11 protein-coding genes and 1 pseudogene are annotated in these 15,739 nt (G+C 65.8%); 4 read left to right on the forward strand and 8 right to left on the reverse strand.

The window, feature by feature from the left end; all coding sequences use genetic code 11:
- Positions 1–1,134: an aminotransferase class V-fold PLP-dependent enzyme gene (locus tag QZ814_RS15295; protein ID WP_294333924.1), complete on the reverse strand. Its 1,134-nt coding sequence runs from the start codon at positions 1,132–1,134 to the stop codon at positions 1–3.
- On the reverse strand, positions 1,131–1,895 hold the full coding sequence (locus QZ814_RS15300) for a tryptophan 2,3-dioxygenase (RefSeq protein WP_294333926.1): 765 nt from the start codon (positions 1,893–1,895) through the stop codon (positions 1,131–1,133). The genes QZ814_RS15295 and QZ814_RS15300 overlap by 4 nt, the downstream gene beginning before the upstream one ends.
- A 309-nt stretch (positions 1,896–2,204) precedes the next feature.
- Here QZ814_RS15300 and QZ814_RS15305 point away from each other — a divergent pair, with 309 nt between their 5' ends.
- From QZ814_RS15305 to QZ814_RS15315, 3 genes are all read left to right on the forward strand, one after another.
- On the forward strand, positions 2,205–3,236 hold the full coding sequence (locus QZ814_RS15305) for a hypothetical protein (RefSeq protein WP_294333931.1): 1,032 nt from the start codon (positions 2,205–2,207) through the stop codon (positions 3,234–3,236).
- Between the two features lie 325 nt (positions 3,237–3,561).
- Entirely contained in the window at positions 3,562–6,234 is a 2,673-nt protein-coding gene (gene acnA / locus QZ814_RS15310) for an aconitate hydratase AcnA (RefSeq protein ID WP_294333934.1), read from the forward strand.
- Between the two features lie 354 nt (positions 6,235–6,588).
- A complete protein-coding gene (locus QZ814_RS15315; RefSeq protein ID WP_294333938.1) occupies positions 6,589–7,770 on the forward strand; it encodes an NF038122 family metalloprotease in 1,182 nt (393 codons plus the stop codon).
- A 59-nt stretch (positions 7,771–7,829) separates the two neighbouring features.
- Here the strand turns inward: QZ814_RS15315 and QZ814_RS15320 are convergent, their stop codons facing one another.
- The 6 genes from QZ814_RS15320 to QZ814_RS15345 form a co-directional block, all read right to left on the reverse strand.
- On the reverse strand, positions 7,830–8,306 hold the full coding sequence (locus tag QZ814_RS15320; RefSeq protein ID WP_294333941.1) for an FKBP-type peptidyl-prolyl cis-trans isomerase: 477 nt from the start codon (positions 8,304–8,306) through the stop codon (positions 7,830–7,832).
- Entirely contained in the window at positions 8,306–9,172 is an 867-nt protein-coding gene (locus tag QZ814_RS15325) for an S-methyl-5'-thioadenosine phosphorylase (protein WP_294333944.1), read from the reverse strand. Before QZ814_RS15325 ends, QZ814_RS15320 begins: the two co-directional genes overlap by 1 nt.
- Positions 9,169–10,587: an amino acid permease gene (locus tag QZ814_RS15330; protein ID WP_294333946.1), complete on the reverse strand. Its 1,419-nt coding sequence runs from the start codon at positions 10,585–10,587 to the stop codon at positions 9,169–9,171. Before QZ814_RS15330 ends, QZ814_RS15325 begins: the two co-directional genes overlap by 4 nt.
- A 266-nt stretch (positions 10,588–10,853) precedes the next feature.
- Positions 10,854–12,887, reverse strand: coding sequence for a glycoside hydrolase family 97 protein (locus tag QZ814_RS15335; protein ID WP_294333948.1), 2,034 nt, complete (start codon positions 12,885–12,887; stop codon positions 10,854–10,856).
- Between the two features lie 99 nt (positions 12,888–12,986).
- Complete coding sequence (locus QZ814_RS15340; protein ID WP_294333949.1) at positions 12,987–13,814, reverse strand: glutaminyl-peptide cyclotransferase; 828 nt, start codon at positions 13,812–13,814, stop codon at positions 12,987–12,989.
- 66 nt (positions 13,815–13,880) lie between these two features.
- Positions 13,881–15,350, reverse strand: a complete 1,470-nt coding sequence (locus tag QZ814_RS15345) for a hypothetical protein (RefSeq protein ID WP_294333951.1) — start codon at positions 15,348–15,350, stop codon at positions 13,881–13,883.
- A gap of 186 nt (positions 15,351–15,536) precedes the next feature.
- Here QZ814_RS15345 and QZ814_RS15350 point away from each other — a divergent pair.
- A pseudogene (locus tag QZ814_RS15350) lies at positions 15,537–15,739 on the forward strand (hypothetical protein); the annotation flags it as partial.

The following is a 15,739-nucleotide window of genomic DNA, read 5'->3' on the forward strand; positions in this document are numbered from 1 at the left end:
TCAGGCCGGCTGGAGCGCGGCGAGGGCGTCGCGTAGCCGCGCCACGTCGCGCGCATCCTGGTAGAGGCCGAGCCCGATCCGCAGCACGTCGCCGCGCACGTCGGTGACGATCTCGTCCGCCAGCAGCGCCTTCTGCCAGTCCGCCGCATTGCGACTGCGCAGCGCCAGGAAACGCGCTTGGGGCGCGTCCGGCGCGGCAGGGTTGATCCGTTCGGCGTCGAGCGGGAAGTCCGCCAGCAACTGCGCCCGCAGCGGCGCGACATGGGCGTTGATCGCGGCCGTCGTCAGCCCCTCGCGCGCCAGCATCTCGCGCACCGCGACGAAGCGGTAGAGCCCGGAAGGATCGAAGGTCGCGCCGAGGAAGCGGCGGGCATCGGGCGCGTAGCCGATCTGCCCGGGCGGCAGCGCCAGGTCCTCGAACTCGGCATACCAGCCGGTGATCGCCGGCCGCGGCCCGAAGCCCGGCGGCGCGTGGAGGAAGCCGACGCCTTCGCCCGCCATCGCGTACTTGTACCCGCCCGCGACGTAGAACACCCGGTCCGCCACTGCCGAGAGGTCGGTCTCCACCGCCATGAAGCCGTGATAGCCGTCGATCAGCACCCAGGGGCCCTCAGGCCGGGCCAGCGCCGCGAGGTCGGCGATGCCATCGAAGATATGGCCGGTGCCGAACTGGACATGGCTCGCCACGATCAGGTCGAAGCCGCCGCCTCGCGCCGTCGCGACGATCTCGCCCATCGGTACCCGCGTGACCACTGCCGTGCCCGCTTCCTCCCAGCGCAGCGACTGGCGGCGGAAGCTGTGGAACTCGCCGTCGGTGGCGAGGATGCGCAGCGGCCGGCGCGGGGCCATCGCCGAGACGATCCGCAGCAGCAGCTCGTGCGTGTTCGATGCGAACACCACCGTCGAGGGATCGGGCAGGTGCAGCTCGGCGGCGACATGCGCCTGCGCGGCGGGCCAGATTTCGTCCATCACCCGGCCCCACTTCCGATCGGCGAGCCGCGCGGCATCGTCCCACGCCGCCTGCTGGCCGAGCCACGAGGCGTCGGGCCAGAGGTGATGGCTGTGCGCGGCGAAGTGCAGCCGGTCGGGTGCGGCGGCCAGCGAGCGCTGGAACAGGTGCTTGAAGCTGCTCACAGGTCGGTTCGCAGCGACCAGAGTTCGGGGAAGGCGCGCTTGGCGAGCGTCGATTCGAGATAGGAGACGCCCGGCGTGCCCCCGGTGCCCATCTTGCCGCCGATCACCCGGCTGACGGTGAGGACATGCTTGTGCCGCCACGTCGCCATCGCATCGTCGATGTCGACCAGCTTCTCGGCGAGCTGGTAGAGGTCCCAGTAGCGATTGGTGTCGCGGTACACCTGGCCCCAGGCGGCGCGGACCGCGTCGTTCGGCTGATAGGGCGTCGGCCAGTCGCGGTGCAGCACGGCCTCGGGCAGGTCGAACCCGGCGGCGGCGAGCGCGGCATTGGCGTCGTCCCACAGGCTGGGCAGTGCGGCGGCTTCGTCGGTCAGCGGCCCCGGCACCCCGCCGCCGCGCAGGCCCAGCATCGTCTCGACCGCGCGGAACTGGTCCGACTGGAAGCCGGAGCTGCCGCCGAGCACCGAGCGGAAGCGGGTATAGTCGCTGGGCGTCATCGTCGCGAGCACGTCCCAGCTCAGCGTCATCACCGCCTGGATGCGGCTGACCCGCGCCAGGCCCTTGTACGCCTCGATCAGCTTGCCCGCGCGGACCAGCCCCTTGGCGAGGTGCAGCTCGGCGAGGATCTGCTTGAGCCACAGCTCCTTGGTCTGGTGGATGATGATGAACAGCAGCTCGTCATGCCGGTCCGACAGCGGATGCTGGGCGGCGAGCAGCTGGTCGAGGGCGAGATAGCGCCCATAGGTCATGCCTTCGGTCATTGGCGCGACGCTAGCAGCGGGGCGGGAAACGGCAATGGGGGGCGAACCCTAGCGAACATCACAAGGCTCCGCTAATTAGCGTCGTACAATCAAGCCGCGCCGTGTTGAGCGATTGGACGGACGAGTGAATGCGGATTGTTCCACTGTGTGGCAGTCTCTACGTCAAACTCAAAACCTTGCTGAAATGAGATGGTGGATATGGTCGCAGCTAGCCTCGGTTTGATTGACCCATCCCGGTTAGCCAACATACCACCCGCTTACCGTGCTCACCATGAGTTTTGCTTCCATTTGCACGACTCGATGCTTAGCATGTTCAAGGATGTCGCCCGATATAATTATCCATCGATTAGTATCGAGTTCGATGACCCAAATGAAGCTAAAAAGTTCACATCGGCCGGGGATCCAATAGGCTACTTCCTAGAAAGCGGACGTCGTGATTTAGCTAAAAATCTTACGGTCGGCCAGGCAATGTTAGCCGTCCTAAGCGATTTTTTCAACTTCATGTATGAAGGCCTGATTGCGCTAGAGAAGCGAAAGTTTGTAGTATCTCTTGCTTTGTTGCGAAAGCCGCTCAAGCAAAATCTGCTTTATCTTACAATAATGCTTGCTGATGATGAGGCTTTCTTCGATGGCATGGCTAAAACTCCCGCGAAGAATTTTGATCATCCCGGTATTCAGGATACTCATCGGCTGGAGTATTTTAGGCGGGCGAAATCAATGTTGCCGTTCGGGGGATTTGTAAACCCCGAGTTTCTTCACGACATCATATTTGACCTGGGCCTCGAAACAGGATTGGCACCACTATTCGACAAGGCTATGCATTTAGTGACGGGTAGAAAACAAATTGAAACAGAAGATTTTAACCTGAATTTTGTTTTTAAAAACCCTACTGACAACGATATCTACCAAAAAATATATAAACAGTTATCCTATATTTTGTTGTACGCTTTGCTTCTTGAGATTGAGCTATTCAAGCGGGCGGGGTTTGAGGTTGATCGGCTTGCAAAATGGTACTCTCTCACGGGGCTTGGTAGCTATAATGGTCTATTCGGGAAGGGTCGCTGTTCGGTTTGTGAGAGTTTAAACCGGATGATGAAACCTTTGCTGGTATGTCCGCATTGTGATGCTCCTGTCCGGATCCGAAAGAGAGAGGCTGGTCGCTTCTTTACCTCTCACAAGCTATTCTGTCGTAAGTGCCAGCACGAACATGACTTCCCTCTGTTCTGGCTACTAGCGAAGTCTAGGTGGTTGCTCTCTGATGACGGACGCGATGGGGCAAGCGTGCACGAAGTAGTCGATGAAGCTAAGTGCTCGGCGGAGGCAATCGCTCCAACGAGCTAAAAACGGCGCCTGCACCGTTATTCTACGGGCCGGCCGGCCAATTGACGGAGCGGAGCGAATGGCGAAGCGGGCAAGGTGACCGTCTCCTGAACGTCAGCCATTGACCGAAGCGGCTACGCCTTGTCAGTCTGAGATCAGCGATAGGTTACCGCTATCACCACCCGCTCCCCTACCAACGTCCCCTTTCCCTCCCCGCCGCACCGCGCTAAGGCCCCTCGCGAATCTTCGCATTCGCAGCACCCCGACGGTGCGCCCGCGCGGCCTATAATGGGCTGCGTCCACCGAGCGCCCGGCGGACCAGATCAGGGAAAGGACCCCGCGCCTCATGACCGCCATCGGCAACGATACGCTCGGCACGCGTGACTCGCTCACCGTCTCCGGCAAGACCTACAGCTTCTACTCGCTCCCCAAGGCGGCGGCGAAGCTCGGCGACATCAGCCGCCTGCCCTTCTCGATGAAGGTGCTGCTGGAGAACATGCTCCGCTTCGACGACGGCGTGACCGTCACGCCCGAGGACGCCCAGGCGATCGTCGACTGGCAGCAGAACCCCAAGGCCCCCAGCCGCGAAATCCAGTATCGCCCCGCGCGCGTGCTGATGCAGGACTTCACCGGCGTGCCCTGTGTGGTCGATCTCGCCGCGATGCGCGACGCGATCACCAAGCTCGGCGGCGACGCGGCCAAGATCAACCCGCTGGTGCCGGTGCACCTCGTGATCGACCACTCGGTGATGGTCGACGAGTTCGGCACGCCCCAGGCGTTCGACGACAACGTCAAGCTCGAGTACGAGCGCAACGCGGAGCGCTACGAGTTCCTCAAGTGGGGCTCCAAGGCGCTCAACAACTTCTCGGTCGTCCCGCCGGGCACCGGCATCTGCCACCAGGTGAACCTGGAATATATCTCGCAGTCGATCTGGTCGTCGCAGGCGCCCGACGGCGCGACCATCGCCTATCCGGACACGCTGGTCGGCACCGACAGCCACACCACGATGGTCAACGGCCTCGGCGTGCTCGGCTGGGGCGTGGGCGGCATCGAGGCGGAGGCCGCAATGCTCGGCCAGCCGGTGTCGATGCTGATCCCCGAAGTCGTCGGCTTCAAGCTCACCGGCAAGCTGCCGGAAGGCATCACCGCGACCGATCTGGTGCTCACCGTCACCCAGATGCTGCGCGCCAAGGGCGTCGTCGGCCGCTTCGTCGAGTTCTACGGCCCCGGCCTGCATTCGATGACGCTCGCCGACCGTGCGACCATCGCCAACATGGCGCCGGAATATGGCGCGACCTGCGGCTTCTTCCCGATCGACGACAAGACGCTCGATTACATGCGCCTCACCGGCCGCAGCGACGAGAATGTCGCGCTGGTCGAAGCCTATGCCAAGGCGCAGGGCATGTGGCACGACGTCAGCGGCCCCGAGCCGATCTTCACCGACACGCTCGAGCTCGACATGTCGACGGTGCGTCCGTCGCTCGCGGGTCCCAAGCGTCCGCAGGACCGCGTCAGCCTCGACAGCGTCGACGAAGTGTTCAACGGCGACCTGACCAAGGTGTACAAGAAGGAGCAGCCCGCGCGCGTGAGCGTCGAGGGTCGCGACCATGACATCGGCGACGGCGACGTGGTGATCGCCGCGATCACCAGCTGCACCAACACCTCGAACCCCTCGGTGCTGATCGCCGCCGGCCTCGTCGCCCGCAAGGCGCGCGCGCTGGGTCTCACCCGCAAGCCGTGGGTGAAGACCTCGCTGGCGCCGGGGTCGCAGGTGGTCACCGACTATCTGAACAAGGCCGGCCTCACCGAGGATCTCGACGCGATCGGCTTCAACCTGGTCGGCTATGGCTGCACCACCTGCATCGGCAATTCGGGTCCGCTGGCGGAGCCGATCTCGGCGGCGATCAACGGCAACGACATCGTCGCCGCCTCAGTGCTGTCGGGCAACCGCAACTTCGAGGGCCGCGTCTCGCCGGACGTCCGCGCCAACTTCCTCGCCTCGCCGCCGCTCGTCGTCGCCTATGCGCTGAAGGGCACGGTGACCGAGGACATGTACGAGACGCCGATCGGCCAGGGCACCAACGGCCCGGTCTTCCTCAAGGACATCTGGCCCTCGAACGAGGAAATCCAGGGCCTGATCTCGGCCAACATCGACGACGAGATGTTCCGCTCGCGCTACGGCAACGTCTATCTGGGCGACAGCCACTGGCAGGGCATCAGCGTCACCGTGTCGGACACCTATGCCTGGCCGACCAGTTCGACCTACATCCACAACCCGCCGTACTTCGAGGGCATGTCGATGACCCCGGCGCCGGTGCAGGACATCGTCGACGCCAAGCCGCTGGCGATCCTGGGCGATTCGATCACCACCGATCACATCTCGCCCGCCGGCAGCATCAAGGCGGACAGCCCCGCCGGCGTGTTCCTCCAGCAGCACCAGGTGGCGAAGAAGGACTTCAACAGCTACGGCGCGCGCCGCGGCAACGATGAAGTCATGGTCCGCGGCACCTTCGCCAACATCCGCATCAAGAACGAGATGGTGCCGGGCGTCGAAGGCGGCATGACCAAATATGCCGGCGAAGTGATGCCGATCTACGACGCCGCGATGCGCCACAAGGCCGACGGCACCGCGCTCGTCATCGTGGCGGGCAAGGAATATGGCACCGGCTCGTCGCGCGACTGGGCGGCGAAGGGCACCAACCTGCTCGGCGTGCGCGCGGTGATCACCGAGAGCTTCGAGCGCATCCACCGCTCGAACCTGGTCGGCATGGGCGTGCTGCCGCTGCAGTTCGCCGAGGGCGTGACCCGCGAGACGCTGAAGCTGGACGGCTCGGAAACCTTCACCATCACCGGCGTCGCGGGTCTCCGCCCGCGCCAGGACGTGGAAGTGAAGCTGACCCGCGCCGACGGCTCGTCGGAAACCTTCCTCACCCGCTGCCGGATCGATACCGTCAACGAGCTGGAATATTTCCTCAACGGCGGCATCCTGCACTACGTGCTGCGCAAGCTCGCAGCCTGATCGCCCTTCCGGGCGGAACTTCCGGGCGGCGTCCTGCACCAGCAGGGCGTCGCCTTTGTTTTTGTGGCGGTCCGCAAGCGGGGCGGGGCATATCGGAGGGCATAGGCCTCAGCGCGCCGAAGGCGCGCGCGGATCAACACTGCACGCCCTGTTCAGCCATGAATACCGGGCGTCCCGCCGCGGCGCACGGTGCTGGCGACGGGGGTGACGGCCCCTTTCGCGAAGGAAAAGGGGCGTCCTGCACTTGCCGCCATATTTGCTTGACCGATGATCCATCTCGGATCAATTTGCTTAACGTTCGATCAACGACACAATCGGGGTGATCGACGACCATCACAGCAAATGGGGGACAAGATGAAGACGATGGGGAAGGTGTTGCTGGCTACCACAGCCGCCCTTGGTTTAAGCCTCGCCGCCGCCGGATCGGCACAGGCGCAGACGAAGATCGTTCTCAACGACATCGGCGGTGTCACCGGCTCTCCCGCCGAGCTCGGCTTCAAGATCGCCGCCAGCTATTGGGAAAGTGTTCTCACCAGCAATGTGACGTTGCACTTCGATGTCGGCTTCGCGCATCTCGGCCCGGGTATTCTGGGTGGGACGAGCAGCACGCTTCTCACCAATGTCGGGACGAGCAGCTATTATGGCGCGCTGGCTGCCAACGCCACGTCGCCGCTCGATGCGAGCGTGCTCGCCCACCTCGCGCCGCTGAGCAGCTCGGGCAGCGTCTCGGCCATCGTACCCGATTACGCCAAGCCCGCGACGCTGGACGGCGTCGCTGCTTCGGGCACGCGCCTGACGCCGGACGGCAAGCCGATCAGCAACACCATGGCGCTCAGCAGCGCCAATGCCCAGGCGCTCGGCGCTGCGGCCGCGACCGTGGACGCAACGATCCAGTTTTCGAGCGATTTCAAGTTCGATTTCAACCCGGTCGACGGCATCAAGAGCGGTACCTCCGACTTTATCGGTGTCGCGATCCACGAAATGGGCCACGCGCTCGGCTTCCTCAGCGCAGCCGACGATTTTGACTATTCGGTAGGCTCGGGCTTCAAGACCGACAATTACTGGTGGGGCTATGCGGCGGATTTTTTCCGCTATAGCGGCGAGGACAAGCTCAACTGGGCGTTCGACCAGCCGTCCTATTTCTCGATCGACGGCGGCAAGACCGCCTTTCAGGGCGATGCCTATTTCTCGACCGGTGAGAATTATGGCGATGGCTGGCAGGCCTCGCACTGGAAGGCGAACGGCAGCTGCAGCAACTTTGTCGGCGTGATGAACCCCTATCTGTGCGATGGGCGTGAGGCTGCGGTTACCGCGGCAGACCTCGCGCTGCTCGACGCGATCGGCTGGAACACGAAGGTCGATGTGCTGGCCAATAGCGGGTATGCGGCAACCACTGCCGACGTTTTCCGAGCCTATGCTGCTGCGGGCAACGCGGTGCCGGAACCGGAGAGCTGGGCGATGCTGATCGTGGGCGTCGGCATGCTCGGCGGGGCGATGCGCTATCGCACCCGCAAGGCGCAGGTACGCTTCGCCTGATCGTCACATAATCCTGAAACTGCGGCCCCGCTTCCCCACGAAGCGGGGCCGTTTTCGTATCAGCCGCCGATGCCGAGCAGCTCGATCTTGAACAGCAGGGTCGCGCCGCCGGGGATCGGGCCCTTGCCGCGGAAGCCGTAGCCGAGCTCGGCGGGCACGGCGATCTCGATCGTGTCGCCCACGCCCATCAGCGGCACCGCGATCTGCCAGGCGCGGATCAGCTGGTCGAGCGGGAAGCTGGCAGGCGGCCCGCCATAGGAGCTGTCGAACTCGGTCCCGTCGACGAAGCTGCCGGCATAGTGCAGCGTGACCATGTCGCTGACCTTGGGGTGCGCGCCCGAGCCGTTGCCCTTGACCCGGCGCCAGCGCAGGCCGCCATCCAGCACGCGCCAGCCCTGCGCCGAGCTGCGGCTGGCCAGCGCGAGCGACTGGGCGCTCTGCCACGCCAGATCCTGCGACCGATCGACCGGCGCCTCCTGCGCCAGCGCCGGGGTGGCGGCGAGCAGCGCCACCGCTGCAAGAACTGCGCGCGCCATCAGCCGAGCACCCGGCCGGCTACGGCGTCGAGCTTCGCTAGCAGCTCCGGATCGCGCGCAGAGGGCGCAGTGATCAGCGCGGTGTCGAGGCAGGTGTCGATCGGGCTCGGCGTGCGCTCGGCGGGAAGGGCGCGGAGCAGGTGCATCACCATCTTCCGTGCCTTCTCGGCATTGCTGGAAAGCTGGGCGATCACCTGCGCCACGTCGACGGCTTCCTCGCCCGCGCGCCAGCAGTCATAATCGGTGACCATGCCGACCAGCGCATAGGGCAGCTCGGCCTCGCGGGCGAGCTTGGCCTCGGGCATCGCGGTCATGCCGATGATGTCGCAGCCCCAGCTGCGATAGAGGTTGCTCTCGGCGCGGGTCGAGAATTGCGGGCCTTCCATCGCCAGATAGGTGCCGCCGACCTGCGTCGTGGCCCCCGCCGCCTGCGCCGCTTCGGCCGCGAGTGCCGAGAGACGCGGGCAGACCGGATCGGCCATCGAGACATGCGCCACCAGCCCGGTGCCGAAGAAGCTGGACGGGCGGCCCTTGGTGCGATCGATGAACTGGTCGGCGATGGTGAAGGTGCCGGGCGCGCGCTCCTCGGCGAGCGAGCCGACCGAGGAGACCGCCAGCACGTCGGTGACGCCCAGCCGCTTCAGCACGTCGATATTGGCGCGAACGTTGAGGTCCGTGGGGCTGATGCGGTGGCCGCGGCCGTGGCGCGGCAGGAACACCACCTTCACAGGGCCGACATGGCCGACGAAGCAGGCGTCGGACGGCGTGCCCCAGGGGCTCGCCACCTCTACCCATTCGCCGCCCTCGATGCCCTCGACATCGTAGAGGCCCGAACCGCCGATGATCCCGATCGTCCAACCGCTCATGCGTCACCCTTTGCTGCGTTGCGGCGGGCATAGGCGAAATAGACGACGAGACCCAAGAGGTTCCAGCAGCCGAACCAGAGCTGCGTCTTGGTCGGCAAGCTGAGGAACAGGTAGAAGCAGCCGAAGATCGCGCCGAGGCCGACGACCCATGCGCCCGGGGTGCGGAACGGACGGGCGAGCTCGGGCGCGCGGCGGCGCAGCACCAGCAGGCAGAGGCCGACGGCCGCAAAGGCGGTCAGCGTGCCGGCATTGGCGAGCGCCGCGATCTCGTCGATCGGCAGGAAGGCGGCGAAGAAGCTGACGATCGCCGCCGTGAACAGCGTGATCCGCACCGGCGACCCGCGACGCGAGACCTTGGCGAGCCCCTTGGGGAGGAGCCCGTCGCGCGCCATCACGAAGAAGATGCGGCTCTGCCCGAACAGGAAGCCGAGGATGACGGTGGGCAGCGCGATGATCGCGCTGAGCGCGAGGAACTTGGCGACGCCGGGCTGGCCGATCTCGCGCAGGATCAGCGCCAGCGGCTCGGGGCTGTCGGCAAAGCGGGTATAGTGAAGCGCGCCGACGGCGGTCAGCGCTACGATCATGTAGATGGCGACGCAGGCGACCATCGATCCGACGATGCCGATCGCGAGGTCGCGGCCGGGGTTCTTGGTTTCCTCGGCGGCAGTGGAGATCGCGTCGAAGCCGTAGAAGGCGAAGAAGATGATCGCGGCGGCGGCCATCATGCCCCGCTCCACCCCGCCGCTGGCATGCTTGGCATAGCCGAACGGCGCGAAGGGATCGAAATTGGCGGCGTCGAAATAGGGCAAAGCGACCGCGACGAACACGGCGAGCGCAATCAGCTTCACGACGACGAGGATGGCGTTGAGCGTGGCGCTCTCGCGGGTGCCGAGGATCAGCAGCCCGGCGACCAGCCAGACCAGGAACAGCGCGGGCACGTTGACGCCCCAGTGCGCGACGTGGCCGGCGACCATCTGCGGGCCATGGGTGAGCTCGGGAGGCACGCCGAGCCCGAGCAGGAACGGTGTGGCATAGCCCGACCAGCCGACCGCGACGGTGGCGACCACCAGCGTATATTCGGCGAGCAGGCTCCAGCCGACCACCCAGGCGACGATCTCGCCCAGCGCCACATAGCTGTAGGTATAAGCGCTGCCCGAGGCGGGAATGCTCGTCGCCAGCTCGGCATAGGCGAGTGCGGCGCAGGCGCAGATCGCGCCGGCGACGACGAAGGAGAGGATCACGGCGGGTCCGGCCCGGTCCGCGCCGACGCCGATCAGGGTGAGGATGCCCGTGCCGACGATCGCGCCGACCCCGAGGGCGACGAGGTGATACCAGCTGAGCGTGCGGGCGAGCTGATGCCCGTGCGGCTGGTCCGCCGCGGCATGGATGGGCTTGAGACGGAACAGACTGGCCATTGGATCCTCCCCTTTGTTCTTGGCGGGCCGGTGATAGCGCCGTGGGGGGAGGGGGCAAGGGTTGCCGCCTTCGCGATGCTTACCCTCCCCCCTTGCGGGGGAGGGAGGGGCCCGCCGCCGCGAGGCGGTGGGAGGGAGAGGGGGGCGATTTGCGGGACGCAAATCGCGCGGCGCTGCGCGCCGCTCACCCTCTCCAAGCTGCGCTAGGCAGCACGCTGCCAAGCTACGCTATCCTCCCCCGTCAAGGGGGAGGACAGGAACAAGCCTTACTTCACCAGCCTGAACCGGATCGCCTGGCCGCCGCCCGGCGCCAGCTTCACGGTCAGCGTGTCGCCGGCGGTCACCGCGCGCTTCTCGATCACGATCGAATGGCGCTTCTCGGTGCGATAGTCGGCATCGTCGCCGTCGCGGTAGATCTGCGCCTCGTAACGCTTGCTCGCGTCGAGGAACGACAGCGGTACGGTCAGGCTGTGGGCCTTGTCGTCGCCGACCGCGCCCAGGAACCAGTCGCTGCCGCCGCGCGCCTTGCGGGCGACGGTCACATATTCGCCGACCGCGCCGTTCAGCACGCGCGTCTCGTCCCAGTCGACGGCGACGTCGCGGATGAACTGGAAGGCGGCGAGGTGCTTCTCGTAATTCTCCGGCAGGTCCGCCGCCATCTGCACCGGCGAATAGAGCACCACATAGAGCGCCAGCTGCTTCGCCTCCGTCGACAGGAGCGGCGTGTCGCCCTTGCCGGTGAGGCTGAGGACGCCAGGGGTGAAGTCCATCGGCCCGGCGAGCATGCGGGCGAAGAACAGGCTGGCTTCGTGGTTCGGCGGATTCTTCGGATCGCCCCAGGCGTTATATTCCATGCCGCGCGCGCCCTCGCGGCTCACCCAATTGGGATAGGTGCGGCGAAGACCCGTATCCTTGATCGGTTCGTGCGCGTCGATCGCGACCTGGTAGCGGTGGGCCATCTCCAGCACGCGGAGGTGATGATTGGACGAGAACTGGCCGTCGTGCCATTCGCGCATCGGCTCGCCGTTCGGGCCTACCCGCTCGATCTGCCCGGCATCGGCGACATAGCCCGTCTTCACGACATGCTCGCCATGATCGTGCGCGAACCGCATCGCGCGTTCGAGCTGGCTCTCATAGTGGCTCATCGAGCCGCCGGTCTCGTTATGGCCGATCAGCGCGACACCCTTCTTGCTCGCATAGTCGGCGAGCAGCTTGGCGTCGAAGTCCGGCGTCGGCCGGTCGAAGTCGAAGCCCTTGCCGTCGCCGAACCAGGCGGTGTCCCAGCCGACGTTCCACCCCTCCACCAGTACGCCGGGGAAGCCGTATTTGGCGGCGAAGTCGATATAGCGCTGGACGTTGGCGGTGGTGGCGCCGTGCACCGGCTTGGAGCCCCAGCCCGACTTGTCGAGGTGCATCTCCCACCACACGCCGACATATTTGCTCGGCTTGAAATAGCCGACATCGCCCAGCTTGTTGGCCTCGTTCAGATTGAGCTCGATGTGCGACATGTAGAGCCCGGGGGCGTCCTTCGCGATGATCATCGTCCGCCACGGGGTGACGAACGGCGCGTCGCGGGTGACGGCGGCCGATCCGGCGCCCGGCACCAGCGAGACGCGAAAGCGGGTGCCCTCCACGCGCTGGGCCCACATGCCGGCATAATTGACCAGCGATGCCTCGTGCAGCGCGATATGGGTGCCGTCGGCGAGCTTCATCGTCATCGGCGTCTGCGCCATCGCGACCGACGAGATCGGCGTATGGTCGTAGAGATATTCCGCGCGGTTCCACTCATGCGCCGGCAGCCACCACGCCTCGCCATCCTGGGCGAAGGCGAATTCGGTCATCTCGTCGAGGATGTGGGCCGTCTTGAGGTTGGGCTGGGCGGGAAGCTCGTAGCGGAAGCCGACGCCGTCGTCGAAGACGCGGAACACCAGCTCCATCACCCGGCCGAGCGCGGTGGTTTCCTTCAGGCGGACGCGGAGTTCCTTGTGATTGTCGCGGATCGTCTTCCATTCGCCCCAGGGCTGCTCCCAGCTCGTGTCGCTGGCCGAGGTGCTGCTGCCCTCGATGCGGAAGTTGCGCTGGAGCTTGGGGGCGTCGGTGAACAGGAAACCGAGCTTCGACGGGTTGACCAGCGGCTTGCCGTCGCGGGCGACGGTGTAGAAGGGGCGGCCGTCATTGTCGGTGGCGACGGTGACCTGCAGATGCCCGTCGGGCGAGGTGACGGTAGCAGGGGCGGTCTGCGCCATCGCAGGGGCGGCGAAGGCAAGCGCGCCGAGCGCGGCCAGGGTTCGCAACATCATTCTCTCCCAGGATCGTTGTCGCCCAGCGGGCTTCCGGTGTCCGGGAGTAGAGCGGCCATCGGGCGGCGCAATCCGTCCGAAGCCATTGCATTCGTATTCTTAGTTCTGGCTGCTGCAGCTGGTCAGCTTCGATGCCTCGGCCGACTTGGCGACGGTATCGCCTTCCTTCACCTGGTAGAGCTGCGGCCAGCGCTTGCCGGTGACGAACAGCCGCTTGGTGCCCGCATCATAGGCAATGCCGTTCGCCACATTGTCGGTGCCGCGATCCTTCGGGCCGAGATCGCTCACGTCGAGGAAGCCGGTGACCTTGCCGCTGACGGGATTGATCTTGGCGATCAGGTTGGTCTGCCAGATATTGGCGTAGATCTGGCCGTCGACCCATTCCAGCTCGTTGAGATTGGCGAGCGGGCAGCCATTGGCGGTCACCCGCAGCGTCGAGGTGACCTGCATCGTGTTCGGATCGAGAAAGCGCAGCACCGGCGTGCCGTCGCTCATGATGATGCCCTTGTCGTTGCGGGTCAGGCTCCAGCCCTCGCCGGTATAGGAGAAGGTGCCGCGCGGCTCGAACTTGTCGAGCCCGTAGATGAAGCCGGTCTTGTCCTGCCAGGTCAGCTGGAACAGCTTGTCGCCCCAGGCGACGATGCCTTCGCCGAAATAGGGGGCGGGAAGCGCGGTTTCCTGCTCCACCTTGCCGGTGGCTGGATCGACCTTGCGGATCACGGATTCGCCGACCTGGCCGGTGCTTTCGTACATCGCGCCGTGATCGAAGAAGAGGCCTTCGGTGAAGGCACCGGTGTCGTGCGGCAGCGTCGCGACGGCGACCGCGCGCACCACCGGAATGCCGCTCGGCTTGATGCGAGTGAAGGCGAAGGCGGCGCCTCCGACCAGCACGATCGCCGCCAAGACCACCAACAGGATGCGCTTCATCGGATACCCTTCCAGCCCGGAATGTTCGGGCGGCACCAAGCCGAAGCAGGCCACCCGTGTAAACCCCTAGCGCGTCAAATCGCGGCGGACATAGACGAGTTCATGGGCATTCTCGCGCGGCTCGACCAGCGTGAGGCGATAGTCGCGGGCGAGCAGCGGCGTCATCACCGCGAGGCTCTGGCGGTTCCACGGCGCGAGCGGGGTGTCCATCGTCACCACTACCGGCGGACGGGTGGCCATGATACGGCGGACCTCGGCGGCTTCGTCGATGCCGGTCGCGCCCTGCTCGGCCGCATAGGCGAGCGTCGAGGGGAAGGCATAGGCGGTCGGCACACAGGTGCCGGAGAGATGGTAGAGGATCGAATCGCCGGCGAAGACATAGGGGCAGCCCGCACGGGCATGCGCCGACATCACCGCAGCCGTTGCCTGCGCCGAGCGGCGATCGTCGGGCTCGCTCTCCCAGTGGAAGGCGACCAGGATGGCGGCGGCGAGCACGCTGCCCGCCAGCGCTGCCCGCGATCGACCGAGCGCGGGCGCGGCGACGATCGCCAGCGGTACCAAGAGCGGCAGGGCATAATGATCGAAGAAGGCGCCGATCATTGCATAGCCGATCAGCGCGGCGCCCAGCCATCCGAACGCCACGCCATATTCCCCGCGCCGCTCGTCCGGCCGCCAGCGCCAGGCGAGGCCGGCGCAGACGAGGAAGGGGGAGAGCTGCGCAGCGGTGCCGGCCAGGCGTCCGGCGATCTTTGCGGCCGGATAGCCGCGGCGCAGCGCGACCGAGGCGAAGTTGGAGAACCAGAAGCGCGCGAATATCTCAGGCCCGAGCGCATGATACCAGGCGATCGCGGCGAGGGTGGGGGCGAGCCCGAGCAGCGCCCAGCCGAGCGCTGCGCTCCCCAGCAGCGGCAACCGTGCACCGGCGCGGTGCAGGTGCCAGCAATGCGCCAGGCCGAAAAATGCGCCCTCCACCACGGGGGTGTATTTGGTCTGGACGGCAAGACCGGCGAGAAGGCACACGGCGGCGCCCTGCACCATGATCGCGCGCAGGTCGCGCCGTTCGGCCAGACCCGGCAACCGCAGCGTCGCCAAGCCTGCGGCTGCCGTGAACAGGTTGTAGAAGACCGGCGACTGCCCGCCCCGGCCGCTGAGGAACCCGAGCCACAGGATATAGGCGATCGCTGCCGCTCCGGCGCCGAGCGGCCTTGCTCCCAGCCGGCGGGCCGAACGCGCGATCAGCCCCGCCGTCGCGGCGGCGAACAGCGTCGCGGTCCATTGATAGGCGAGGATGCCGTTGCCGGGCAGCAGCCGCATCGCCTCGAACAGCAGGAACAGCCCCAGCGGCTTGCGGTCCCAGAAGTCGACATAGGGCAGCGCCCCGTTTAGCATCCGATCGCCGACCAGCAGATAATATTGCTCGTCGACATGGATGACCGGGTTTCCGAAGTCGTGCGCGCGCAGCAGCACCGCGACCAGCAGGAGCAACAGGGCCGAGGGCAGGGGCGACCGGGCGACGGCGGATAGGGTTCGCATCATGTCTCGAACGGGATGAAGAAGGGCCTGCGCAGATGCGATCGGCACCCCGATCTCTACGGCCGACCGCCCTGAAAATCGATTCAACAATTTTTCACGAGGGTGGTGCGGATCGGCGCGATCGGCGTCGTCATGCCCTTGGAGGGAGGTTGCCGGGGGGCATTCGACTGACGTGGGAAGGGAGGGGCGATGCCCGCCCGTGTCCCGCGCCCCAAGGTGATCGACCGGGAAGCTCATGGATCGCGAACGATGCTGCTCGACGTCACCCAATGTTCCGACGCCCTTGCCATGGCCAAGCCGGCCATCGTCCACGGGTCGCACGACTGGACCATCCTGATCCCCTTCTTCAACGAAGAGGATTATCTGGCCGCCACGATCGAAAGCCTGGCCGC

The sequence above is a fragment of the uncultured Sphingomonas sp. genome (assembly GCF_913777625.1).
GTDB lineage: Bacteria > Pseudomonadota > Alphaproteobacteria > Sphingomonadales > Sphingomonadaceae > Sphingomonas.

Bases quoted from the DNA above. Each gene is read 5' to 3' on its own strand.
- QZ814_RS15300 (WP_294333926.1), bottom strand. From the start codon at position 1,895: ATGACCGAAGGCATGACCTATGGGCGCTATCTCGCCCTCGACCAGCTG.
- QZ814_RS15305 (WP_294333931.1), top strand. From the start codon at position 2,205: ATGTTCAAGGATGTCGCCCGATATAATTATCCATCGATTAGTATCGAG.
- acnA (WP_294333934.1), top strand. From the start codon at position 3,562: ATGACCGCCATCGGCAACGATACGCTCGGCACGCGTGACTCGCTCACC.
- QZ814_RS15315 (WP_294333938.1), top strand. From the start codon at position 6,589: ATGAAGACGATGGGGAAGGTGTTGCTGGCTACCACAGCCGCCCTTGGT.
- QZ814_RS15320 (WP_294333941.1), bottom strand. From the start codon at position 8,306: ATGGCGCGCGCAGTTCTTGCAGCGGTGGCGCTGCTCGCCGCCACCCCG.
- QZ814_RS15325 (WP_294333944.1), bottom strand. From the start codon at position 9,172: ATGAGCGGTTGGACGATCGGGATCATCGGCGGTTCGGGCCTCTACGAT.
- QZ814_RS15330 (WP_294333946.1), bottom strand. From the start codon at position 10,587: ATGGCCAGTCTGTTCCGTCTCAAGCCCATCCATGCCGCGGCGGACCAG.
- QZ814_RS15335 (WP_294333948.1), bottom strand. From the start codon at position 12,887: ATGATGTTGCGAACCCTGGCCGCGCTCGGCGCGCTTGCCTTCGCCGCC.
- QZ814_RS15340 (WP_294333949.1), bottom strand. From the start codon at position 13,814: ATGAAGCGCATCCTGTTGGTGGTCTTGGCGGCGATCGTGCTGGTCGGA.
- QZ814_RS15345 (WP_294333951.1), bottom strand. From the start codon at position 15,350: ATGATGCGAACCCTATCCGCCGTCGCCCGGTCGCCCCTGCCCTCGGCC.